The sequence below is a fragment of the Acinetobacter sp. ANC 3903 genome, from assembly GCF_002135315.1.
GTDB lineage: Bacteria > Pseudomonadota > Gammaproteobacteria > Pseudomonadales > Moraxellaceae > Acinetobacter.
On sequence record NZ_NEGA01000004.1, the window covers coordinates 186,853 to 210,077 of the forward strand.

General features: G+C 40.1%; 21 protein-coding genes and 1 pseudogene. 9 read left to right on the forward strand and 13 right to left on the reverse strand.

The window, feature by feature from the left end; genetic code table 11:
• Nucleotides 1-585 precede the first annotated feature (585 nt).
• Nucleotides 586-1,065, forward strand: coding sequence for a spore coat U domain-containing protein (locus B9T29_RS04435; protein ID WP_086174756.1), 480 nt, complete (start codon nucleotides 586-588; stop codon nucleotides 1,063-1,065).
• On the opposite strand, the gene B9T29_RS04440 is transcribed toward B9T29_RS04435, so the two are convergent.
• From B9T29_RS04440 to B9T29_RS04455, 4 genes are read right to left on the reverse strand one after another with little or no spacing between them, the layout of a single operon-like run.
• Nucleotides 1,066-2,058: a spore coat U domain-containing protein gene (locus B9T29_RS04440; RefSeq protein ID WP_086174757.1), complete on the reverse strand. Its 993-nt coding sequence runs from the start codon at nucleotides 2,056-2,058 to the stop codon at nucleotides 1,066-1,068. It lies immediately after the preceding gene.
• The gene (locus tag B9T29_RS04445) at nucleotides 2,049-4,418 is read right to left on the reverse strand and encodes a fimbria/pilus outer membrane usher protein (protein ID WP_086174758.1); all 2,370 of its coding nucleotides are present in this window, start codon (nucleotides 4,416-4,418) and stop codon (nucleotides 2,049-2,051) included. Before B9T29_RS04445 ends, B9T29_RS04440 begins: the two co-directional genes overlap by 10 nt.
• A gap of 14 nt (nucleotides 4,419-4,432) precedes the next feature.
• The gene (locus tag B9T29_RS04450) at nucleotides 4,433-5,197 is read right to left on the reverse strand and encodes a molecular chaperone (protein WP_086174759.1); all 765 of its coding nucleotides are present in this window, start codon (nucleotides 5,195-5,197) and stop codon (nucleotides 4,433-4,435) included.
• A 30-nt stretch (nucleotides 5,198-5,227) separates the two neighbouring features.
• The gene (locus B9T29_RS04455; RefSeq protein WP_086174760.1) at nucleotides 5,228-5,698 is read right to left on the reverse strand and encodes a spore coat U domain-containing protein; all 471 of its coding nucleotides are present in this window, start codon (nucleotides 5,696-5,698) and stop codon (nucleotides 5,228-5,230) included.
• Between the two features lie 778 nt (nucleotides 5,699-6,476).
• On the opposite strand from B9T29_RS04455, the gene B9T29_RS04460 reads away from it, so the two are divergent.
• Both B9T29_RS04460 and B9T29_RS04465 read left to right on the forward strand, forming a co-directional pair.
• The gene (locus tag B9T29_RS04460) at nucleotides 6,477-7,706 is read left to right on the forward strand and encodes an OmpP1/FadL family transporter (protein ID WP_086174761.1); all 1,230 of its coding nucleotides are present in this window, start codon (nucleotides 6,477-6,479) and stop codon (nucleotides 7,704-7,706) included.
• A 342-nt stretch (nucleotides 7,707-8,048) separates the two neighbouring features.
• Nucleotides 8,049-9,260, forward strand: a complete 1,212-nt coding sequence (locus B9T29_RS04465; protein ID WP_086174762.1) for an OmpP1/FadL family transporter — start codon at nucleotides 8,049-8,051, stop codon at nucleotides 9,258-9,260.
• 73 nt (nucleotides 9,261-9,333) lie between these two features.
• On the opposite strand, the gene thrH is transcribed toward B9T29_RS04465, so the two are convergent.
• Nucleotides 9,334-9,951 carry a bifunctional phosphoserine phosphatase/homoserine phosphotransferase ThrH gene (thrH, locus tag B9T29_RS04470; protein ID WP_086174763.1) on the reverse strand — a complete coding sequence of 206 codons (618 nt, stop codon included), beginning with the start codon at nucleotides 9,949-9,951 and terminating at the stop codon, nucleotides 9,334-9,336.
• Nucleotides 9,952-10,150: 199 nt separating this feature from the next.
• Between thrH and B9T29_RS04475 the strand changes: the two genes are divergently transcribed.
• Both B9T29_RS04475 and B9T29_RS04480 read left to right on the forward strand, forming a co-directional pair.
• Entirely contained in the window at nucleotides 10,151-10,882 is a 732-nt protein-coding gene (locus B9T29_RS04475; RefSeq protein WP_086174764.1) for a phosphoadenylyl-sulfate reductase, read from the forward strand.
• Nucleotides 10,883-11,046: 164 nt separating this feature from the next.
• Nucleotides 11,047-12,432 (forward strand): WS/DGAT/MGAT family O-acyltransferase, encoded by a 1,386-nt coding sequence (locus tag B9T29_RS04480; RefSeq protein ID WP_086174765.1) that lies wholly within the window; start codon nucleotides 11,047-11,049, stop codon nucleotides 12,430-12,432.
• A gap of 76 nt (nucleotides 12,433-12,508) precedes the next feature.
• Here B9T29_RS04480 and B9T29_RS16240 read toward each other — a convergent pair whose 3' ends face one another.
• The 6 genes from B9T29_RS16240 to B9T29_RS04510 all read right to left on the reverse strand — a co-directional run bounded on the left by B9T29_RS16240 (nucleotide 12,509) and on the right by B9T29_RS04510 (nucleotide 17,261).
• Entirely contained in the window at nucleotides 12,509-12,679 is a 171-nt protein-coding gene (locus B9T29_RS16240) for a PA1571 family protein (protein ID WP_086174766.1), read from the reverse strand.
• A 134-nt stretch (nucleotides 12,680-12,813) separates the two neighbouring features.
• Nucleotides 12,814-14,268, reverse strand: a complete 1,455-nt coding sequence (gene rng, locus B9T29_RS04490) for a ribonuclease G (RefSeq protein WP_086174767.1) — start codon at nucleotides 14,266-14,268, stop codon at nucleotides 12,814-12,816.
• A 41-nt stretch (nucleotides 14,269-14,309) separates the two neighbouring features.
• Nucleotides 14,310-14,876: a Maf-like protein gene (locus B9T29_RS04495; RefSeq protein ID WP_086174768.1), complete on the reverse strand. Its 567-nt coding sequence runs from the start codon at nucleotides 14,874-14,876 to the stop codon at nucleotides 14,310-14,312.
• On the reverse strand, nucleotides 14,864-15,355 hold the full coding sequence (gene mreD / locus B9T29_RS04500) for a rod shape-determining protein MreD (RefSeq protein WP_086174769.1): 492 nt from the start codon (nucleotides 15,353-15,355) through the stop codon (nucleotides 14,864-14,866). Before mreD ends, B9T29_RS04495 begins: the two co-directional genes overlap by 13 nt.
• Nucleotides 15,342-16,199 carry a rod shape-determining protein MreC gene (mreC, locus tag B9T29_RS04505; protein ID WP_086174770.1) on the reverse strand — a complete coding sequence of 286 codons (858 nt, stop codon included), beginning with the start codon at nucleotides 16,197-16,199 and terminating at the stop codon, nucleotides 15,342-15,344. Before mreC ends, mreD begins: the two co-directional genes overlap by 14 nt.
• A gap of 15 nt (nucleotides 16,200-16,214) precedes the next feature.
• Nucleotides 16,215-17,261, reverse strand: coding sequence for a rod shape-determining protein (locus tag B9T29_RS04510; protein ID WP_086174771.1), 1,047 nt, complete (start codon nucleotides 17,259-17,261; stop codon nucleotides 16,215-16,217).
• A gap of 132 nt (nucleotides 17,262-17,393) precedes the next feature.
• Between B9T29_RS04510 and gatC the strand changes: the two genes are divergently transcribed.
• The 3 genes from gatC to gatB are packed head-to-tail and all read left to right on the forward strand — an operon-like array spanning nucleotide 17,394 to nucleotide 20,720.
• Entirely contained in the window at nucleotides 17,394-17,708 is a 315-nt protein-coding gene (gatC, locus tag B9T29_RS04515; RefSeq protein WP_086174772.1) for an Asp-tRNA(Asn)/Glu-tRNA(Gln) amidotransferase subunit GatC, read from the forward strand.
• A gap of 52 nt (nucleotides 17,709-17,760) precedes the next feature.
• Nucleotides 17,761-19,239: an Asp-tRNA(Asn)/Glu-tRNA(Gln) amidotransferase subunit GatA gene (gatA, locus tag B9T29_RS04520; protein ID WP_086174773.1), complete on the forward strand. Its 1,479-nt coding sequence runs from the start codon at nucleotides 17,761-17,763 to the stop codon at nucleotides 19,237-19,239.
• Nucleotides 19,239-20,720 (forward strand): Asp-tRNA(Asn)/Glu-tRNA(Gln) amidotransferase subunit GatB, encoded by a 1,482-nt coding sequence (gatB, locus tag B9T29_RS04525; protein ID WP_086174774.1) that lies wholly within the window; start codon nucleotides 19,239-19,241, stop codon nucleotides 20,718-20,720. The genes gatA and gatB overlap by 1 nt, the downstream gene beginning before the upstream one ends.
• 139 nt (nucleotides 20,721-20,859) lie before the next feature.
• Here gatB and B9T29_RS04530 read toward each other — a convergent pair whose 3' ends face one another.
• Together B9T29_RS04530 and B9T29_RS04535 are read right to left on the reverse strand one after the other, a co-directional pair.
• Entirely contained in the window at nucleotides 20,860-22,005 is a 1,146-nt protein-coding gene (locus B9T29_RS04530) for a WG repeat-containing protein (protein ID WP_086174775.1), read from the reverse strand.
• Between the two features lie 357 nt (nucleotides 22,006-22,362).
• Nucleotides 22,363-22,881, reverse strand: coding sequence for a hypothetical protein (locus tag B9T29_RS04535; protein ID WP_086174776.1), 519 nt, complete (start codon nucleotides 22,879-22,881; stop codon nucleotides 22,363-22,365).
• A gap of 219 nt (nucleotides 22,882-23,100) precedes the next feature.
• Between B9T29_RS04535 and B9T29_RS16150 the strand changes: the two are divergent.
• Nucleotides 23,101-23,225: pseudogene (locus B9T29_RS16150) on the forward strand (IS982 family transposase); the annotation flags it as partial.

Genomic DNA, 23,225 nt, shown 5'->3' on the forward strand with positions numbered 1-23,225 from the left:
CTACAGCAAAGACACCATCTACAACAGTGACAGTGAAGCCATTCGCTACCCCCTATGAATCTGGATAAAACTATCATGCAGGTTCAACTATTTTTTAAACAAAATTTGGGCAAATCATATGCCAGTTATCAGTTCGGTCATTGTGGTCAATTGCCTGCCAATTGCACTATAGCCACTGTATACCGCGACAATTTAAAAAATCGATAGTGAAATTTACAGTCAGTTGATATGTTATTAAGGGCTGGCCTAAAATCTGGTTGTTGAGTTGCTCAACCATTCAAATAAAATGGTCAGCATAACAACGCCTGCCTAATACTATATGGGCATCAAACTTATGCAAATTGAGATATTTTATGGGTGAATTTTAGAACAATTTAATTTAAAAATTTATAGAATATTCATGTAACTTATATTAGAATTCATTTACAATTGTATTTTTATTGATCTATCTAACCATATTATTGCTTAGCGTACACGATTACTGGTGCTAAATATAAGCAGTTATTGGTCAAACAATGATTCATGAAAGACATCTAATAACGTACTCACATATAGAGTATTAATTATATTAAAAAAGGAAAGGTTATGAAAAAATCAAATTATTCGTTATTCGCCATAACCATCTTATCCACTCTTGCCCATACTCAAAGCTCGAATAACAACTCTACCACCTTCAAAGTACAAATGACCGTCACTGAACGATGTGATATCGAAACGGGTCAAGCTCAAAATGTCGACTTTGGTACAATTCAAAGGTCTTCAGGCGCACTCACCTCCTCCGGGTCATTAAATGTCGTCTGTACTGAAGGTACCCCTTATGCCATTACCTTGCATAGCGACAAAGCTTTAAAAAATACCCAGGATAACTCGATTCAAATTCCTTACCAGTTATATCAGGATGCAGCTTATAAAGTGGTATGGGGAGAAAGTTCTCAGGAAAGTTTCACCCAATCAGGTACCGGAACTGACCAGCCATTTAAAGTGTGGGCAAAAATTGAAGATGGTAAAACCAATGTACCTGCCGGCACCTATAGCGATACTGTCGTAGCGACAGTAACGTATTAATCAATACGTTAAGGTCACGGTAATGGTATCTTGATAATCACCTGCACTTTGCACGTTTTGTTTAGGTACTTTGCCATAAACCGCAATAGTTTGAATTTGGTTGGTACCACTCGATTGAACCATACTATTTGAATCTGCTCCCCAAACACGACTCAAGCCAGGATCAGAATATAATTCATAATTTATATAATCTTGACCGTTCCACATACGTCGCTGACCGTTGCCTAGAGCATATTTACCTTGATTTAAACTGACCTTCCACGCAGTTCTATTGGGACATTGCAATGAAATCTGGGCAGATGATGTTTTATCGGTATTTAAATTATCAAAACTGCCAAAAACTAAATCTGTCGCATTATGCAGCACACAACTATTTTCATAGTAGGCCGTTACCAAACCACTACTTGAGGCAATTGTTCCTGAAGTGAGTACCTCATTTCTATCAGGATAAAGACTCCCCCCCTTATACGATGCATACAACAGCTCCAAACTTAATGTTGAAGAATTATATTGTCCCATTGCCGGTTGTTGACCCGAATAAACCAATCCGTAAACTTGAATTGGAACAGTTAATTTTTCATTTCCAGTCACTGTAAAGTTTGAACATTGCAAGCTGCTTGTTTCACTTTTTGATTTTATTTTATTTTCACGTGCCGGATCGTAAAACAGGTCATATCTTAAACTGTCTGACAGTAAGGGAATACCGCGATATAAATAGCGTGAGTTATTAGCATAGGCCCAGCTATCTGCGCTTAAACATAGGGTGTAATTGGTTTTACCATTATTGGGTGGGTTACAAGTGACAGTGACAGTGGTACTGGCAAAATTTGCTGCTGTGCTGACTTCCCCAAAATCTAGAGATAAAGAAGAAATGTTGCATTCAGCAGCATTTGAATTTGAATATAGACCTGTAATACAAAGTCCAAAAGCAATTTTAAGAACAGATGCTGACGAAAAGAAATTGCCTGGATTTGTCTGTTTTTTTATTGGCATAGCAGCTCTCCTAAATCAATTAAACCACTTTTTTGACTTAAATCTGGCAATTCAACATGACATACACTATTTTTTTGCTGTATGTATAATTTCGAAACTGTTGGACTTTCCAAATATACAATACCTTCATGCGCCACAATAGTCAGAGGTTGCTGGGTCTCGGAATTCATGTCATCCGATACCCAAACATTACTGCCCGGCTCAATAAAGTGACCTTGCTTATCCTTTAAAGTCATCTGTACTGTTTTAACCCGATAAATCGGAAATTCAACATAAACGCCACTTCCATATCGGGGCACAGCATTCAGTTTGGTTGTTTCAATATGATAATCTACCGGGAGTTCCAAAGGATCTATTGATATCCGGTTATGCTGGTAAGGATTGAGTGCATCTACCACCAAAATTCCTTTTTTATTTGTTTTACCTACATAACGATTTTCTAATTTCACCGGCACATCTGGAACCGCTGATGTTGAAATCAGTGCAAATGAATCGTAAGTTCGGCGCATTGGAAGCAAGCTGTTTTTCATCATCAGTACACTTCCATTAACAGTACCGGTGATGAAGGTTGAAGAGGATTGACCGGAATTAAAGTCCTGAATTCCCATACTCCATTCACCATAATTGTGGAGTTTTCCGATTTGTGCCTGTAAATTTCGGAGATCTTGACCTGCATCTGCTTGAACTTGCCATCCCCACCCACCTGTATCTCTTGGAATAGACTGGTTTGCATTGAATGACCATTTTTCTTGATTCTGTTCTTGTTGCAAGGACAGATTTGCAGTTCGACGTTTTTCCAGTGGAATATTAAGACTTAAAAAATATCGCGTATCTTGCTGATTCAAATCATGATTGGCACTTAAATTCAGGAAAATATTATGTGCAAAGGAATAAGACCAGTTAAAAGTTAAATATTGACCAGGTACAGAGGATGGATATTCCTGATGAACATAACTGGCACCAAACTGGCCTAAAGCATTGTTAAATCCTAAAAAAACCTGATCAGAACGTTCAGGGAAAGCAACCCCATGAATACGCGCAATGTCATAAAATTCCCCCGACTGACGCAAGGTATTATAAAAGAAATTCAAATATCGGGATGACCAGTTATAACCCAACTGATAGATATAGCCTTCTGTATTTTGGTATTGGCTATATGAATATGCTGCATTGAGCATACCGGCACGATTCCCCAATTTCTGAATCACGCCCCCTCCAAGCAGAGCAAGTTCAGGTGCAAACTCCATATGACTTTCAATGGTTAAATCATGGGTCAAGCCATAACGATAGGTTCCATTTGTGACCAAATCCCGATCGTATTGAAATGAGCGCTGTCCATAATCTAAACGGGTATAACCAAGATTCAGGGACCAGTCATCGAGACCTTGTTGTAGCAACTCATTCGTACCATACAAGGAAAAGCTGATTACACGTTGTTGACCATTTATATCGGTTAAAATTAATTGCGCCTCTCCTGTTCCACTAAGTACAGGCAAGGTTTCAATTTCAAATTGTCCCGGAACAACCTGCTGGGTGGTTTGTTTTAAACCATTAATAAATAGATCGACAGTAGATGGTAAAGCCACCTGACCTTTAAACGATGCTAAGGGCGTAGTAATTCGATAAGGCTGTAATGAGAAATTTTTAGCCAAGCTTAATCCGCTGATACGAGTTGATCGAGACCAGTTCAATTGTCGAGATTGATCATCTCCGATTTTTAAACTGAACATGTCTTCAGGAAAATCCTTTTGCCAAAAAACATCTAATACTTGGCTATTAAAGTTCGACTCTTTACCGGAACGATTATAATTATAGTGGGCCGATAAACTAAAAATGCCTTCCTCCCCCAGTCCAAAGACACGATACTCATTTGCCCCACTTAAAGTGGAAGCATCAGCCGAATATTGTCCATAAAAATCATAATTTAATAGCGTACCCGGCTTATCCTGATTGGGATCTATTTTTGCCGGCTCTATAGCAGTATAGGCTTGATAGCGAGCTATGCTGTTTAATGCCTCCACATCTACATTTAAGTAGATTCTCTGGTTGAGACTGTCATATTCATAATTTAGAGAAGGAATGTCTTCCAGAAGAACATAAGGCGTTGAAGTACTATCAGTCCGGTTAGGCAGACGAATCTTGAGCTGTTCTAAGGTTTCTCGGGAAATCAGCAACTGATTATTTTCTTGCAGAAACTGTCCTAAAATATCTTGCTGAGATTGATTCAGAATGATATCGAGAATTAATTCTTGCTTTATAAAATTAGGAGATGAGGAGACAGAAGCCGTTTCTGCCTGAACTTTATGAATACAGCAAAATATAATGAGGACTATGCCCCACCAGCTTATGGGCTTTTTCATCGCATCATATATATTTATTTTTGGACAGGTAAGGTTTGTTCTTTAAAATCGGAATTAATAACCGCCTGAAACTTGCCCGATGAATCCGAAGGGATCGCTGCGGGTAAAATCCATGACATGGTTTGTCCAACTAAAACATAGCCTACTAATCCTGGAAATAGCGCTGATTTTTTCCCATTTCCCGATACATAACTAAGCTGACTCAAGCGAATATATGAATTAGATAAATTAGTAGCAGTCAATTGCCCCTTGGCATATTTAAACTGTACTCGATCAATTGAAGTTATTCCCTGATTAATCATTGGTTTCTGATTGGTCTTATAAAACACAGGAATTGAATACTGAAGCAGTATATTTAATCCCGTTTTATTATTATTCGACTTATTATCAGGCAACTCATCTACAATGAGGCGAAAAGCCTGTTCCTGATTGACAGGAGTAGCTGCAGGTTTAATCAGACGTACGAGTTGTCTTTGTCCTGGCTTAACTTCAGTAATCAAGGGACTGGCAATCAGATTTTTTGTGGCCGCTAAATTATCCTGGCTATTTTGTTGGGTCCATTGCTGCACTCGAACTTGAGCACGAATATTGGTAGTTCCAGTATTGGTGAGCCAAAGTTCTTTAGCCTTATCAGCGGAAGAAAACTCAATCAGGATAGGTGCAACCTGAAGGCTTGCAGCTTGCACCTGAGATAAAGGCAGAAATGCTAAAATAGCCAAAATACCAGAAATATGTATGCTTTTTTTATTCCAGGTATTGAGCAGCTCAGTTTTCAGCATCCCGACTTTCCCTCTTATTTAACTTCTAAATTAATAGCTAATTCTGGCTGTCACTGTATCTATGTAATTACCAGCTTTGACGTTTGTATTGCCTTTAAGTTGTGCATAAACGGTTAAATTCTCGACTGAACCAGTACCGATTTTTGCCACGGCCTCATTAACAGTTTTACCCCAAATTTTCTTATTAGTAGAGTCCTGAAATAAATCATAAGCCACGACTGAGCTAGCATCATTGGTATTCACCATTTCACGATTACTATCTAATATGATCGTATAAGGTGTACCCATAGTGCACGTCGCTGCTAAGGTACCATTTGCAGTTTGAGTAGCTTGTGTTGAACGATTGAATGCTCCAAAATCAATACCAGATGCAGTACCAAATTCACATGATTCATTAATTGTTAGTTTCACTTCAAAAGTGGTGGTATTTTCAGCAGCATAGACAGAACCAGCGCTTAAAATTGATGAAGCAAGAAGAGAAACATACAGAAAATTTTTCATGATAATTACCTTAGTATTAAGATTTACTTCACTCAAGAATCAATTAAAAGTATTCATAAGTAAGCTAAGCCGTGGAATATACGCTTGTTTTATAGCCTCGTACATAACTTTTTTAAATAAAATTAACTACTTCACAGCAAACAAAGGCAATAAAACTACTCGGATTTCAAGTAAATCGGTATCTGTAGGCCAATTCAATAAGGTGACTTACATCGCAAATAATATGAATTACGTGATATTTAATATGAATCCAACTTATAAATAATTAATATTTTAAGTGACGAAAAAACTATTAGGAATACTGCTAAATAATATTGAATATTATTATCAATTAAGAATTTCTATACAATGAGATCTTTAATAGAGTACTCACGATTATTCTGTTTTAGCTCGATATGCAAAAGTTGAGATCAAGGATACTTAAGGTCACAAATATAAAAACATGACTAAAATCACATAATAAAATTTTAATTTTCATATGCTTTTGGATATTTTTTAAACAAAAAAACTTTTTCACCTTATTATTTTATTACAATAAAAATCAATTTCTTATATTCATTAATTTATAATTATTAGTATAAAAACTCTATTTAGCTGTTTTTTTAGACTGACTAGTTTTTTATAGAGCATTTACTCTTTTTTTTATTGTGCTATTTTTGTCACATGGAGTAACAAACGATAGTCGGTCAAAAAAACCGCTGTTACCAAAAATGAATACTGAGCCATAAATAACATAAAGCCGCAGTAAAAAAATTTGTACCTCAAGGAAAGACAAAGAATGAAATTAAAAACTCTTAGTACAGCAATGATTCTTGCAACCGTACCAATGACAGGCGTATTCGCAGCTGCTTTGGACCGTTCAGGTCAATCTATTTCAGCATTTCTACAACCTGGTAACTATTTCGAAGCGGGTATTTCTGTTTTAGATCCGAATGTTTCTGGTAAGGCAAATGCAAATAATTCAAATCTATCAGATATGGGAGATGATTATTACTTCCCTAGTGCTGCACTAAAACTACAACTAACGGATAATTTTTCATTTGGTTTAATTTACGATCAACCATTCGGTGCTGATGCAACTTACTCTACTACCGACCAAGTTTTAAACCCACTTACTGGAGAGGGTTTATTCCATAATGGGTCTGAATCGACCAAAGTTGAAGTAAAAACACAAAACATATCAATGCTATTTGGTTTCCAACCAAATAAAAATTTAAATTTTTATGCAGGTCCAGTTTACCAAACAGTTGAAGGTGACGTGCAATTACGTGGTCTAGCATATGGTGGTAACGCTACATTTGGTTCTTATAATGCCAAGATGAAAGAAGATGGTTCAGTCGGCTGGTTAGCTGGTTTTGCTTATCAAATTCCCGATATTGCTCTAAAAGCATCTTTAACCTACCGTTCTGAAATTGACCATGATGCAAAAACCACTGAAACCTTTAATACAGGTTTATTTGCAGGCCTTAACCTACAACCAAATTCAAGCACTTCAATCACGACACCACAATCTATTAACTTAGATTTCCAAACCGGCATCATGGCAGATACCGTAGCATTTGCGAATGTACGCTGGGTTGAATGGTCTAACTTCTCCATTCGCCCACCTAAATTTGGTACAGCTAGTGTACAAGCACCGGTTGTAGCTTCAACTGGAAAACCAAATGGCTTTGATTTAGTTGCTTATACAGATGATCAAATTTCAGCAACCGTAGGTGTTGGTCGTAAAGTAAATGATCAATGGGCAGGTAATGTATCAGTAGGTTATGACACTGGTGCAGGTAATCCAGTATCTACTCTTGGTCCTACTGAAGGATACTGGAATGTAGGTTTAGGTTTACAATTCAGCCCAGCACCTAACTACTTCATCGCTGGTGGTGTAAAATACTTCTGGTTAGGCGATGCTAAAGCACAATCTGGCGCTCAATTCAATACGCCAGCTACTGTAGCTAAATTTGAAGACAATAATGCGCTTGCTTACGGTCTTAAAATCGGTTACCGCTTCTAATATTATTTAACTGAAAGATAAAAAGACCATTGTTCGCAATGGTCTTTTTCTACACTTTTAAATTAAAATTTATCAACCATTCAAATTGATACATGACTATATGTTTGTAATTTAAACAACCAGTTACTCTCCAAAAAATCCATGAATTTAAATTAATTACTCTAATTTTTCATATAAAAATCATTAATATACAACTGTTTTATTAGTATTTTTACTCTATTCAAGTCATTTCATTGGATTCATCAGTTCATTTCTTAAACGGTACTAAATATTTACTCTTTTTTTATTTATGTTACTTTTCCTTAACTTTTAGTTACAAAGCGATATCAGGGAAAAGTATCAATGAAGCTTAATACCATTCAAACCGCTATTTTACTCAGCCTCATTCCAACAACATCAACTTTTGCTGCTGGGTTAGATCGTTCAGGCCAATCAATTTCTGCTTTTCTACAGCCAGGGAATTATGCGGAAGCCGGTATTTCTGTATTAGATCCAACGGTTAAAGGTACAGATAATAATGATCATTCTGTTAGCGATATGGGTGATGACTACTACTTCCCTTCTGCTGCTATTAAAGTTCAAGCCACAGATAAAATTTCTTTAGGTCTTTTATATGACCAACCTTTTGGTGCAGATGCAACGTATCAAGTTGATGGTTCAGACTTCTCAGACCCAAAACTTAAAGAAGGCACACAAGTAGAAGTCCGTACTAATAATTTAACTGCTTTGATTGGTTATCAACCAACAGCAAACTGGAATTTTTATGCAGGTCCGGTTTGGCAAACTGTTGAAGCTGATATTAAATTACGTGGTGCAGCTTATTCACTATTAAGTGGTTACAACATTAAAGTTGATCAAAAACAAGCGTATGGTTGGTTAGCTGGTTTTGCTTATCAAATCCCAGAAATAGCCTTAAAGGCTGCTGTAACTTATCGTTCAGAAATCAAACATAAAGCTAATGCTACAGAAACAAGTAATTTAGCTGCTCTTGGTGCAAGCATTCCTGCAACAGGCCATCCATATAGTCCTTACAAACCATTTTTATCAACTTTAGGCTACAAAGAAAGCATACTTGATGCTACAACGCCTCAATCTGTAAATATTGATTTGCAAACAGGTATTGCCGCAAACACTTTAGCATTTGCAAACTTACGCTGGGTACATTGGGATCAATTCGCAGTTAAACCTGAATTGTTAGCTCAAGCATCTACATTTGCAAAAGGCAAAGCGCAAAACCTGATTGATTACTCAGACGATCAATACTCTGTAACCACAGGTCTTTCACACAAGTTCAATAGTAAGTGGGCGGGTACAGCAGCTGTTGGATACGATTCTGGCGCAGGCAACCCTGTAACTACTTTAGGCCCAACTGAAGGCTATTGGAGTGTTGGTCTAGGTGGACAATACAGTCCTGCAGAAAACTACTTTATTCAAGCTGGGGTTAAATACTTCTGGCTAGGCGATGCTCAAGCTCAAACTGGCGGCACTGTAAAAGCTGACTTCACTGATAACCATGCAATGGGTTATGGCCTGAAAATCGGTTACCGCTTCTAATTGCGTTAAACATTAGGACTAAACAAGAAAGGGCACCATTGGCGCCCTTTTCTTATTTCAAAGATTTAGGATCTTAAGCTGGAATATCACGTACAGAAGCATTACGAATTGCCTCTTTCAATGCTTCATAACCGTGAATAGCTGGAAATTGCGGGAACTCAGCAATCACATTTTCAGGAGCATCAAACAGGAAGCCATGATCTGCTTCGCCCAACATGGTGGTGTCATTATATGAATCACCTGCAGCAATCACACGAAAGTTTAAACCGTGCAATGCTTTAACTGCCTGACGCTTTTGATCCGGCTGGCGAAGTTTGTACGCAGAGATCATGCCATTTTCATCAGTTTCCAATTTATGACAGAAAATGGTTGGCCAATCCAGCTGCTTCATTAAAGGATGAGCAAATTCATAGAAAGTGTCTGAAAGAATAATCAACTGGAAATGCGTACTTACCCATTTCACAAATTCTTTAGCACCCGGGAAAGGTCCCATATCTGCAATCACGTCCTGAATATCATTCAAGCCTAAACCGTGCTCTTTTAAAATATTCAGGCGCTGCGTCATCAACACATCGTAGTCTGGAATGTCACGTGTAGTGGCTTCCAATGCTTTAATTCCAGTTTTTTTGGCAAAGTTAATCCAAATTTCTGGAACTAACACACCCTCAAGATCAAGACATACGATTTCCATGGGTTCTCCCAATGTGAGTGAAAAAATTTTGCGCTATCATAGCTTAAAAACTGATATTTCAGGTGCTGTTTTTCAAATCTATTTTATTCATAAGTATTTATTTTTTAGTGCTAAGCAGATTATTTCAATTCTATTAAAATCGTTGTGAAATAAATTAATATAGGTTTTTAAGTATCCAAGCCTATAGCCAGGAACTGTCATGACTACCATCCCTACCATTGACCTTGTGGATGCACTTGCATCTGAATATGCCGATAAATCTCCCAGTGAGATTCTGGAACTTGCATTAAGCCAGCAAGGCGAAATTGCCATTTCATTTTCAGGTGCTGAAGATGTCGTTTTGATTGATATGGCCTCCCATCTGGGTAAGCCCTTCCGTGTCTTTAGTTTAGATACCGGCCGCTTACATGCAGAAACTTACCAATTTATCGATACTGTCCGTAAACACTACAATATTGAGATCGAAATTTGCTTCCCAGAAACAGAAACAATGCAAAAATTGGTCACTGAAAAAGGTTTCTTTAGCTTCTATCAAGATGGGCATAAAGAATGTTGCGGGATTCGTAAAGTTCAGCCCTTACGTAAAAAACTGGCTACGCTGGATGGTTGGATTACCGGTCAGCGTAAAGATCAAAGTCCGGGTACTCGGAATGAAATTCCCGTAGTTCAGGCGGATGCCGGTTTTTCAGGTCCAGGTAAACAACTCATTAAATATAATCCCTTGGCTAACTGGTCAAGCGCTGATGTATGGAACTATATTCGTATGATGGAAATTCCATATAATCCTTTGCATGAACGTGGTTTTATTTCGATTGGCTGTGAACCTTGCACCCGCCCTGTATTGCCAAATCAGCATGAACGTGAAGGTCGCTGGTGGTGGGAAGAAGCTACCCATAAAGAATGCGGATTGCACGCAGGAAATTTAAAATAATTTTCAAAAAAACCACTGTTATTCAGTGGTTTTTTTAACTTATCATTACACAGAAAGCAGTTCTTTTCTTTTTGAAAAAAGATATACTAAAAAACGGTTTTTATAATTCTAACAAGCCTGTTCATATAAGAACAGCCAAAAATTGCAGTGAGGCATTCCGCGCTATGCGTCCATTACATCCAATTGATTTTATTTTTTTGTCGCTAGAAAAACGGCAACAACCGATGCATGTCGGTGGACTGTTTTTATTTCAAATTCCTGACAATGCACCTGATACATTTATTCAAGACCTCGTTGCTGATATTCGTAAATCCAAGTGTCTTCCTGTTGCGCCTTTTAATAATAAACTCAATGGCCTATTTTGGGACGAAGACCAGGAATTTGATTTAGACCATCATTTCCGTCACATCGCGCTTCCGCATCCAGGTCGAATCCGTGAATTACTGACTTATATTTCACAAGAGCATAGCGCACTGCTTGATCGTGCTAAACCACTGTGGACCTGTAATATTATTGAAGGTATTGAAGGCAACCGCTTTGCCATGTACTTTAAAATTCACCATGCGATGGTTGATGGTATTGCCGGCATGCGTTTAGTCGAAAAATCACTATCCTATGATCCAGAAGCCAAGAGTATTGTTCCTCTCTGGTGTGTCGAAGGTCCTCGTGCTAAACGATTAAAAGAACCAAAAGCAAGCCGTATAAAGAAAATCATGGGAGCAGTAAAATCACAATTTGAAGCTACCCCTAAAGTTATGTATGAACTATCGCAAACCATCTGCAAAGATATGGGGCGCAATCCGGACTATGTTTCCAGCTTCCAGGCACCCAGCAGTATTTTAAATCAGCGAGTCAGTTCATCACGCCGTTTTGCTGCCCAATCCTTTGAATTGGGTCGTTTAAGTAAAATCGCAAAATCACTCGGTGTCACCATCAATGATGTAGTCTTGGCCATCTGTTCTGGCGCTCTGCGTGAGTATTTGCTCAGTCATAACGCATTGCCAAAAAAACCGCTGATTGCTATGGTTCCTGCTTCAATTCGTGATGATGATTCTGAAGTTTCAAATCGTATTACCATGATTTTGGCTAATCTGGGTACGCATAAAGATATGCCTTTAGAACGCCTGCAAATTATTCGCCGTAGTGTATTAAATGCCAAGCAGCGGTTCAAACGCATGAATTCAAATCAAATTTTAAACTATAGCGCGCTGGTTTACGGTGCAGCGGGTTTAAATATTGTCTCGGGAATGATGCCAAAACGCCAAGCGTTCAATATTGTGATTTCTAATGTGCCGGGGCCACGCGAACCGCTATACTGGAATGGTGCGAAACTGGATGCACTCTACCCAGCTTCAATTGTACTGGATGGACAGGCGCTGAATATTACCATGACTAGCTATCTGGATAAACTGGAAGTGGGTTTAACCGGTTGTCGCAATGCCTTACCGAAGATGCAAAACTTGCTCACACATCTGGAAGATGAAATTCAGTGCTTTGAAGAGATTGTGGGGCAAGATACTCCGCCAAAAAAGTTAAAAGCGGTGAGTTAACCGCAGCTTCAAAAGAGTGAATGATAAATAAAATAAGGGACCTTTCAGAGATCCCTTTATTTTCTATCGCATGAGATTAATTCTTGATTGCACGACATTGATTTAATAGTTGATGGCAAACTGAATGAATCATGGCAGCTGTAATTTGAACTTCTTTACCCTGCTCATTCACAATATAACCACTGTGAGCTGGTTTATTTTCTAAAACATTCAAACTTTTTTTAATAATTGCTTTGCTCATACTCATGTCATACCTCTTTTTTGCTAAGCCAAAACTGGGAGATTTTGGCTTTGGCTACTGTGTATGACTAGTATTCAAAATTACACTTAAAAAGTAAAATTTCAGATGTAACAAGTGTTTAACGATATTCTGTTACAATTTCAACTCAGAATGATATCGTATTGCTCTTGCGTATACAGATTTTCCACCTGAAATTTGATGACACGCCCTATAAAGTGCTCTAAATCGGCCACTGCGGGTGCTTCCGCTGTTAACAATCGGTCAATCACCAAAGGATGTGCAACCACGGTAAAACCACTTTTACTTTCAAAAGCACGTGCATATCTTAAAATTTCGCGAAAAATTTCGTAACACACCGTCTCTGCCGTTTTCACATAGCCCCGCCCCTGACAAGTAGGGCACGATTCACATAATAAGTGCTCTAAAGATTCACGGGTACGTTTTCGGGTCATTTCAACCAACCCCAACTCCGAAACCTGGGTGATTTTGGTTTTGGCATGATCACGTTCCAGCATACGCTCAAACTGACTCATCACTTCTTCACGATGCTGGGCTTCCTGCATATCAATGAAGTCAATAATGATAATGCCGCCCAAATTGCGTAAGCGCAGCTGACGGGCAATGACCTGAGTCGCTTCCATATTGGTTTTAAATACGGTGTCTTCTAAGGTTCGCCCGCCGACATAGGAACCGGTATTGACATCAATAGTGGTCATCGCTTCAGTCTGGTCGATCATCAGATATCCGCCTGACTTCAACGCTACCCGTGTTTGCAGAGCCTTCTGAATATCTTCTTCGACATTATATAAATCGAAAATTGGACGTTCACCCGGATAGTGAACCAAGCGGTCTTGCATACTCGGTACAAACTCAAGCACAAATTCTTGTAACTTGGCATGTATTTCACGTGAATCTACGGAGATTTTGGCGGTATCTTCATTGGCTAAGTCACGAATGACCCGCTGAGGCAGCGGCAATTCTTCAAAAATCAGAGACGGTACGGCAATGCTTTGTTGCTTGCGCTGAATAAATTCCCACAGCTTGGCCAAATAGGCCATATCTTGTGCAATTTCAGATTCAGGAATCCCCTCTGCCGCAGTACGAACAATAACGCTGCCGGGCAATTTATGTTCAGTTTGAATCCGTTCGATCATTGAACGTAGTCGATCACGTTCCTGTTCAGATTCAATGCGTTGTGATACACCGATATGATGACCATAAGGCATCAGTACCAGATAACGTGAAGGAATGGAAAGATCGGTACTAAGACGCGCACCTTTGGTTCCCAACATGTCTTTCATCACTTGAACAGTCAGAATTTGACCAGGTTGCAGCAGTTCAAAAACATTGGGAATAGGTTGATTGCGTGGCCAGACCATATCATTGATATGCAGAAAAGCAGTGCGAGAAAGCCCGATATCGACAAAAGCAGCCTGCATGCCCGGCAGCACGCGCACCACTTTGCCTTTATAAATATTGCCTACCAATCCACGCTTAACTGTACGCTCAACAAATAATTCATTGACCGTGCCGTTCTGGATTAAGGCCACACGACATTCCATAGGCGTGACGTTAATCAACAACTCGTCAGACATAATAAAACTCAAAACATTATAAAAATTCTTTTTGGGGCCAGTTAATTTAGTGCCTTAACTGCCTGTAATAACTGTACGGTTTCATGTAAAGGCAAGCCCACGACATTGCTATAACTGCCTTCTATACGGGGAATATAACGCGATGCGATACCTTGAATGGCATAACCACCCGCTTTGCCTATCGGCTCCCCTGTTGCCCAATAATCTTCCATATCATTGAGACTTAATTTTTGAAACTCAACCTGCGTTCGTACCACTATACTTGATTTTTCTGTACTTGTACGTACGCAAACACCTGAAAATACATCATGTTTACGACCTGAAATACGTTGCCACATCTCAAAGGCATGTTGTTTAGATTCAGGTTTACCTAAAATTTGACCATCCACCCCTAAACTGGTGTCAGCGGCAATAACAATAGCCTCCGGAAATTGCACTAACACGGCTTGAGCTTTGCTACAGGCTAAACGCTCGACATAAGCGGTAACTTCTTCCCCTGCAAGAATAGATTCGTCGATATCCGGGCTAAAAATTTCAAATTCTAGTCCGAATTGCTGAAGCAGCTCTCGACGACGTGGAGAACTCGAAGCCAGAATTAAATGCGCCATTTTTTCAGCATAAAATACATGACCGGGAAAACCAGCAAACTGGTCAATAAAGGCTGCCAGTGTCTGGCAATTGAAAATTGCAAGCCACCCATAATTTGCAAAACCCAGGTCAAAAATAGATGCGCCAGTACCACAAAAAAGCTAATGAGCCAAAGATTAGCAAAGGTCAAGATGCGTCGTTCACGGGTTAAAAACCTGACAATAAAGGTGATCAACACAAAACTTAATGCATTCATGCCTAAAGGAGCATCAACCAGCAGGTCGGTAAAAATCCCGGTGGCAAAGGCAAACCAGATGCTGCACCAAGTTGGCTGGCACATCACCCAAAACAGCATGAGCAGCAACATGAATAAGGGACGTGCACCTGATATGGCATATGACAATGGATAAACCATCAGCACGGAACAGAGTATGACTGAAACAATAATGGCAATGAGAGGATCACGCTTTTGTTCAGCACGTAATTTAGCGAGTGGCATGCGGCTGCTCCATCGCTAATGAATCAGAAAAAAGTACGACAACATGATGTCCACCTGCCAATTGCGCGGCTGGAACTACCTCAATCTGGGCAAATTCACCTGTATTATGCCGGTTGACTTTGGACACTGTGCCAACCAGATAACCTGCCGGGAAATGTGCGCCCAAACCTGAGCTATATACTTTTTCGCCGACCTTGACATTGGCACTGGTCGGAACATATTCCATCTTCAAATGACCTAAATCACCTGTCCCCGATACAATGGCACGCATCCCAGTATATTCTAGACGTACAGAGAGGGAGTGTTCTTTGTCGGACAACAACATAATCCGGCTACTATGCGAATTGACATTGATGATCTGCCCCATAATCCCCTTATCGTCCAGCACGGTCTGACCGACCTTGAGCTGACTGCTGGAACCACGGTTAATCACAATAATATGTCTTAAAGGATCTGCATCGGTACCGATCACTTCTGCAATTTCCATGCGTCCATCAATAATCAAAGGCGTATCCAGCAGCCCTCTTAGACGGGTATTTTCAGCAGAAAGTTCAGATAATTTTTGCAGACGAACCTGAGCCTGTAACAGCTCGGCTTGCATCGCGGTATTTTCACGACGTAACTGGGCTTCAGACTTGGTTTGTTGATTGAGCCATTCTCGCGATAACACCGGATAACTTGCAGCCGCATAAATCGGATTATATGCCGCATACAAGACATCACGGGCGGGCTGAATCACATGCGGCATGCGCCAGTTAAAAAACAGCACAACCAGACATGTGATGACCGCAATGATAAATGAGCGAAAAGATGGCGGTTGTCGAGAAAACAGTTGTGTTTGCACCGCCTGGTCCTTAACTTAACCTACAAAGAGCATGTCGTGATTTGGATTGTCGAAGAATTCCAGAACTTTACCACCGCCACGAGTGACGCAAGTCAACGGATCTTCAGCCACAACCACAGGTAAACCCGTTTCTTGTGCAAGTAGCTTGTCAAGGTTGCGAAGTAATGCACCACCACCGGTCAGCACAATGCCACGTTCTGCAATGTCGGAAGATAGTTCAGGTGGAGTTTGTTCAAGGGCAGATTTCACCGCAGACACAATATTTTGTAATGGATCAGAAATCGCTTGAGCAATTTCAACCGAAGTCACGGTAATTGCACGAGGCACACCTTCAGCAAGGTTACGACCACGAACTTCGATTTCGAGTATTGGAGCACCTTCATCCGGCAATGCCATACCCACTTCTTTTTTAATCACTTCAGCCGTGGTTTCACCAATCACACAGCCATGCGCTTTACGTACGTAGTTAATGATCTGTTCATCAAATACATCACCGCCAATACGTAGCGAGTCTGCGTATACACAACCCTGTAATGAAATGATTGCGATTTCAGTGGTACCACCACCAACGTCCACAACCATCGAACCACATGCCTGTTCTACCGGCATACCGGCACCAATTGCAGCAGCCATTGGCTCTTCAATTAAGCGGACATCGCGTGCGCCAGCATTAAACACGGCTTCACGAATGGCACGGCGCTCAACCAGCGTTGATTTACACGGTACACACACGACTACACGCGGTGCAGGCGGGAACAAACGCTTTTCATGTACTTTACCAATAAATTGGTTCAACATGGTTTCGGTCACTTCGAAATCGGCAATCACGCCATCTTTCATCGGGCGAATTGCAGAGATATTTGCAGGAGTACGACCAAGCATTTGTTTAGCATCAAGACCAACAGCGGCAACGATTTTTTGTGAACCACTGTGACGAATTGCCACAACCGTCGGCTCATTTAATATAATGCCTCGTCCTGGTGCATAAATAAGTGTATTTGCTGTACCTAAATCAATGGCTAGATCGGGCGAAAACAAGCCAATTAGTCTTTTTAGAATCACGGAGACGTTCTCGATTAAACTTTATGTGGACGCAAGGTGGCAACTTTAACTAAATGTGATGATTTGAACAAGTCAATCGCTTATTATAACGCACGATATTTTGAATTTTTTTAATACTGATTAGGTAATATTATGTCTACATCGGATGCTCAGCATTCTGCAGATTTAAATGCAAAAACAGTTTCAGCAATCGCACATCTGGCTCGATTGTCGCTAAATGATACGCAATCTGCTGAATATGCTCAAAGTCTAAATAAAATTTTAGGCATGATGGAAACCTTAAAAGGCATTGACACTGAAAATGTCGAGCCGCTTAAAAGCCCATTTGACCATCCACAGCCCTTACGTGAAGACGTGGTTTCTGAAGAAAATCATCGTGAAGAATATCAAGCTGTTGCACCTGCAACCCAAGATGGCTTGTACCTTGTTCCTCGCGTGATTGAGTAGTTTTTATTCAGTTAAATCATTTTATTAAATTAAACGTAAAGAAATATTTCTCATGACAGATTTACATCGCTTATCGATTCGTGAACTTTCCGAGGGTTTGGCTGAGGCTAAATTTTCGTCTCGCGAATTAACAGAACATTATTTAAAACGCATTGAAAAAATCGATGCTCAAGTACAATCTTATGTGACTGTAACCGCCGAGCAGGCTCTGGCTCAAGCCAATGCGGCTGATGCAGCCATTAAAGCAGGCAATGCAAGCGCTTTAACCGGCGTACCAATTGCGCATAAAGATATTTTCTGTACCCAAGGCATTAAAACCACTGCCGGTTCTAAAATGCTGGACAATTTTATCTCTCCTTACGACGCCACCGTTGTAGCGAAAGCTAAAGCTGCGGGTCTGGTGACTCTAGGTAAAGTGAACATGGACGAATTTGCCATGGGTTCAACTTCCGAGTCATCTTACTTTGGTGCGACCAAAAACCCGTGGGCGCTGGATCACGTTCCTGGCGGTTCTTCAGGCGGTTCTGCTGCTGCTGTAGCTGCTGACCTGGCTCCGTTTGCAACCGGTACTGACACTGGTGGTTCAATCCGTCAGCCTGCATCATTCTGTGGCCTTACCGGCTTAAAACCGACATACGGTCGTGTATCGCGTTTTGGTATGATTGCCTATGCATCATCACTAGACCAAGGCGGTCCGATGGCGCGTTCGGCTGAAGACTGTGCGTATCTTATGAACGTGATGGCAGGTCATGATGCCAAAGACTCAACCTCTGTTCAAAAAGATGTTGATGACTACGTTGTAAATCTGAACGGTACTTCGATAAAAGGTTTACGTATTGGTATTCCTAAACAGTACTTTAATGTTCAAGGTTTAGATGCCGACGTAAAAGCACGTGTTGAAGAATCTCTGAAAAAATTGGAAGAAATGGGCGCAACGTTGGTTGAGATTGACCTCAACATGACGGAAAGCTACGTTCCAACTTACTACCTGATTGCCCCTGCTGAAGCGTCGTCTAACTTACAACGTTTTGATGGTGTACGTTATGGCTACCGTTGTGAAAACCCAGTGGACTTGATGGACTTGTACAAACGTTCGCGTTCAGAAGGTTTCGGCCCTGAAGTGCAACGTCGTATCCTGATTGGTACTTACGCGCTTTCTGCCGGTTATTACGATGCCTACTATGTAAAAGCACAAAAAGTACGTCGTTTAATTCAGCAAGACTTCTTAAAAGCATTTGAAAATGTTGACGTGATTGCGGCTCCTTCTGCACCAACAACTGCGTATAGAATCAGTGCAAACCTTTCGCCTGTTGAAATGTACCTGGGTGACATCTACACCATCGCGGTGAACTTGGCAGGTCTACCTGCGATTAACGCGCCTGTTGGTTTTGACAAAGACAATTTACCTGTTGGCTTACAGCTGATTGGTAACTACTGGTCAGAATCTCAATTGTTGTCTGTGATCCATCAGTATCAACAAGCAACGGATTGGCATACGAAACGCGCTGCAATTGCTGAGGAGAATGCATAATGGCTCAAGCTCAAAAATCTGTTAAACCAAAATCTAACCTGATTGATGGTTGGGAAGTGGTTATTGGTATCGAGATTCACACTCAGCTTGCCACCCATACTAAAATTTTCTCAGGTTCATCGACTGTGTTCGGTAACGATCCAAACACGCAAGCCAGCCTTGTTGATTTGGCCATGCCGGGCGTATTGCCAGTATTGAACAAAGAAGTGGTTGATCTTGCGATTCGCTTCGGTTTGGGTATCGATGCGTACATCGACCAGGCTTCTGTGTTTGCACGTAAAAACTATTTCTACCCGGATTCTCCAAAAGGCTACCAGATTAGCCAGATGGACAACCCGATTGTGGGCTTGGGTCATATCGACATCCAGCTTGAAGATGGCACAGTAAAACGCATTGGCGTAACCCGTGCGCACCTTGAAGAAGATGCAGGTAAATCGATCCACGACCAATTCGAAGGTATGTCAGGCATCGACTTGAACCGTGCCGGTACGCCTCTGCTTGAAATCGTATCTGAACCGGATATGCGTTCGGTTGAAGAAGCGGTTGCTTATATTAAAGCAATTCATACACTGGTGCGCTGGTTAGGCATTTCTGACGGCAACATGGCTGAAGGTTCGTTCCGTTGTGACTGTAACGTGTCTTTACGTCGTCCGGGTCAACCGTTTGGTACACGTTGTGAATTAAAAAACCTGAACTCATTCCGTTTCATTGAACAGGCAATCAATGTTGAAATTGAACGTCAAATGGAAATCCTGGAATGGGACGGCACGATTGACCAAGAAACACGTTTGTTCGACCCTGTGAAGATGGAAACGCGTTCAATGCGTTCTAAAGAAGAAGCGAACGATTACCGCTACTTCCCAGATCCAGACTTGTTGCCTGTAATTATTGCAGATGAGCAAATTGAAGCGGCACGTGCTGCACTTCCTGAGCTTCCTGCTGCACGTCGTGAGCGTTTCGTGGCTGACTTTGGTGTGACTGAGTACGATGCTCACGTTCTTACCCTTACACGCGAGCTTTCAGACTTTTTCGAGGCTGTTGTGGCTGCTGCGGGCGGTGCTGCACAAGGTAAAGTATCTGCAAACTGGGTAATGGGTGAATTCTCAGGTGCTTTAAACAAAGCTGGTCTGGATTTGGCTGATTCTCCTGTTTCCGCCGAGAAACTTGGCGGCATGATCGCTCGCATTGTCGACAACACCATTAGCGGTAAGATCGCGAAACAAGTGTTCGGCTTTATGTGGGAAGAAGGCAAAACTGCGGACGAAATTATTGCTGAAAAAGGCTTGAAACAGGAAACTGATACAGGCGCAATTGAAGCAATTATTAAGGAAGTGCTTACTGCCAATGAGAAGATGGTTGAAGAGTATAAATCTGGTAAAGAGAAAGCTTTCAATGGTCTGGTTGGTCAAGTCATGAAAGCGTCTAAGGGTAAAGCCAACCCTGCTCAAGTGAATGAATTGATGAAGAAATTGATTGGATGAATTGTTCGCTAATGAATTGATTTCATGTTATAAAAACCTCGCTTAATGCGGGGTTTTTACATTTATTGTACTCAAGAGGGATATATATAAAATCGTTTTCCTAAGAAAATTTTAAAGTACTGCCTTGTAAATAAATGATTTAGTCAAGAATAAAATCACTTACTTTATTCCCTTGCCTATCGATATATATCAAATCCCCGTTAACTTTTACCAAAGAAAGTTGTTGGTTTGCTCCAAAACCAAGCCCACCCTGATCAAATCTTGCAGGTAAAATTATATTTTGATTTAAATCCATTAGACCAGATCTTCTCTTTTCACTAAATGTAATTAAACCTTCTAATGAAAAAGATAGGTTTTCGTATTTAGGCTGAATTACTACCATATTCGTCTTAATATTCATTAGGCCATATTTACTGTTCTTATCAGCAATAATCGCCAAATCAGGAAATTTTTTATCCAGTTTTAAATCTGTATACTGAGGCTTGATTATTACTTTACCATTCAGATCAATTACCCCATAAAGTTCTTTATTACCAATATCCTGACGAATGACAGCATACTCAGTCTCAAAGGTATATACATGAGTAAATTGAACATCAAAAACCTTTTCTCCTGACTTATTTATAAAATAGTAAGGACTGGACATTGACCCTATGCGTGCCAATCCATTCTCAAATGACATCGCCATTTCATGCACTAAAGGGATTACAACTTTTCCAGACTTGTCAATAAATCCATATTTTCCTTTAATACTGACATAAGCTAAGCCTTCGGAAAAACGTCCGATTTCATCGTAAATAAACTCAGTTAACAACTCATCTTTTTCATTAATTAAAGCCCATTTCTGATTAAGTCTTACTGCGGCCTTATTACCATAAAAAGCATTACATCTTTCATATTTTTCATTAATCATTTTTTTATTCTGATCTGTAATATACCCGCACCGACCATTTATAGAAAATGACGCTAGACTACCACCATTAAAATCAAATGAATAAATGTTATTATCGTATATAGTTGGAATAATCAGCTGTCCTTTCGAACTCAACACACCTCTTTTACCATCTTTATTAACATTAATTAAATCATCTCTCCCTGTTCCAAGAAAATAAATCTCATCAGCATCATATGTTGGTTCAATAAAAACTCCCCCTTGATCATCTATAAAACCAACCACATTATTTTTTTTAATTGGATAAAGCTGATCTGGAGACTCACTAAAACCATATGACGAAAAAAGTAAGAAAGGTATTACCAATATTTTCTTTAAATTTTGTATTCTCATGACTAACTTTTATAATGAATTGATACTAGAAAAATTTAGTTAAAATTACGTTAATTGCAACACTTACGTCATAATATAATATAAAAAATTAAAAAAGAAAGTTCCCTGTTTCTTAAATCAGTATTAGGGGAAGACTGATTTAATTTTCGAATCTGAACAATATGACCATCAAAAAGTATCCTCTATCTCCGAACTCGAGGACTTAGGACGCATTCAGCTTTCTAAGTCTTTCTTTATGCGTGACTTCTGAATCCACCTAAATCCCCCTTTTGCAAAGGGGGACTTGTCACTTAATCAATTCGATACGCGTAGTTCCCTCTCCTTTAACAAAGGAGAGGGCTAGGGAGAGGATTTAAACTAACGAATCACACCCAACTTATTCCACACATCCGGCGTTAAAAACGTCATCACCATCTTATTCAAGTCGACATAACGCAGCACACCTTTCAACTGCTGATTCACCTCAGGATTTTTCACAATCGCTTCACCGGTAGTACGACCTAACTCCTGAAAACTATCGCCTACAGCCTGCAAGCCTTCTGCCTGAATCACAGCTTTGGTTTGTGCAGAACACTGCTCGACCAGTATGCGCTGTAAAATGGTCGCCAGGCTTTTATCCAGTTGCTCTTTCTGAACATCGGTCACATGACTAAAACTTTTTAAATCTGGATGAGTCGATAAAGCTACAAAGGTCCATTGCAATACAGTTTTCTTATCGGTTTCGGTGGTCGATTTCACCAGACAATCGCTCAGCTGATCAACCGTTGGCCCTGCTGTCGCCAGTTGCGCGGAACCCAGCAATCCAACCGCCATCAAGGCAGAAAAGCCTATACGTGAAATACTGTGACGAGCCGTGGTAAAAACATTGCGAGACATAAAGCGAACTCCAGTGAAAAAATCATTTTCTTTGTATCATAAAGCTCAAGTTTTTACCTGTTATGACCTGTAAACTGGACTCACTGAAAATTGAATCAAACCCTAAAAATGCTGTTTTCCATTTAAGTAACCCGAATCGCGGATAAGACTTAACTTGAAAAACGGGAGGACTAGAGCCATCAGTTGAGTTACCACACCAAACTCACAACTCTAGTCCTTATGTTCAATAGTACCGAATTATTCTGTGTAATTGATGATTTCTTTCTTAAATTTGAAGCAACTTATTGGAAATTTCTAAAGCAAAGCAATCACTGCTTAAGAATCCGAAAAGCACAACTGAGTAT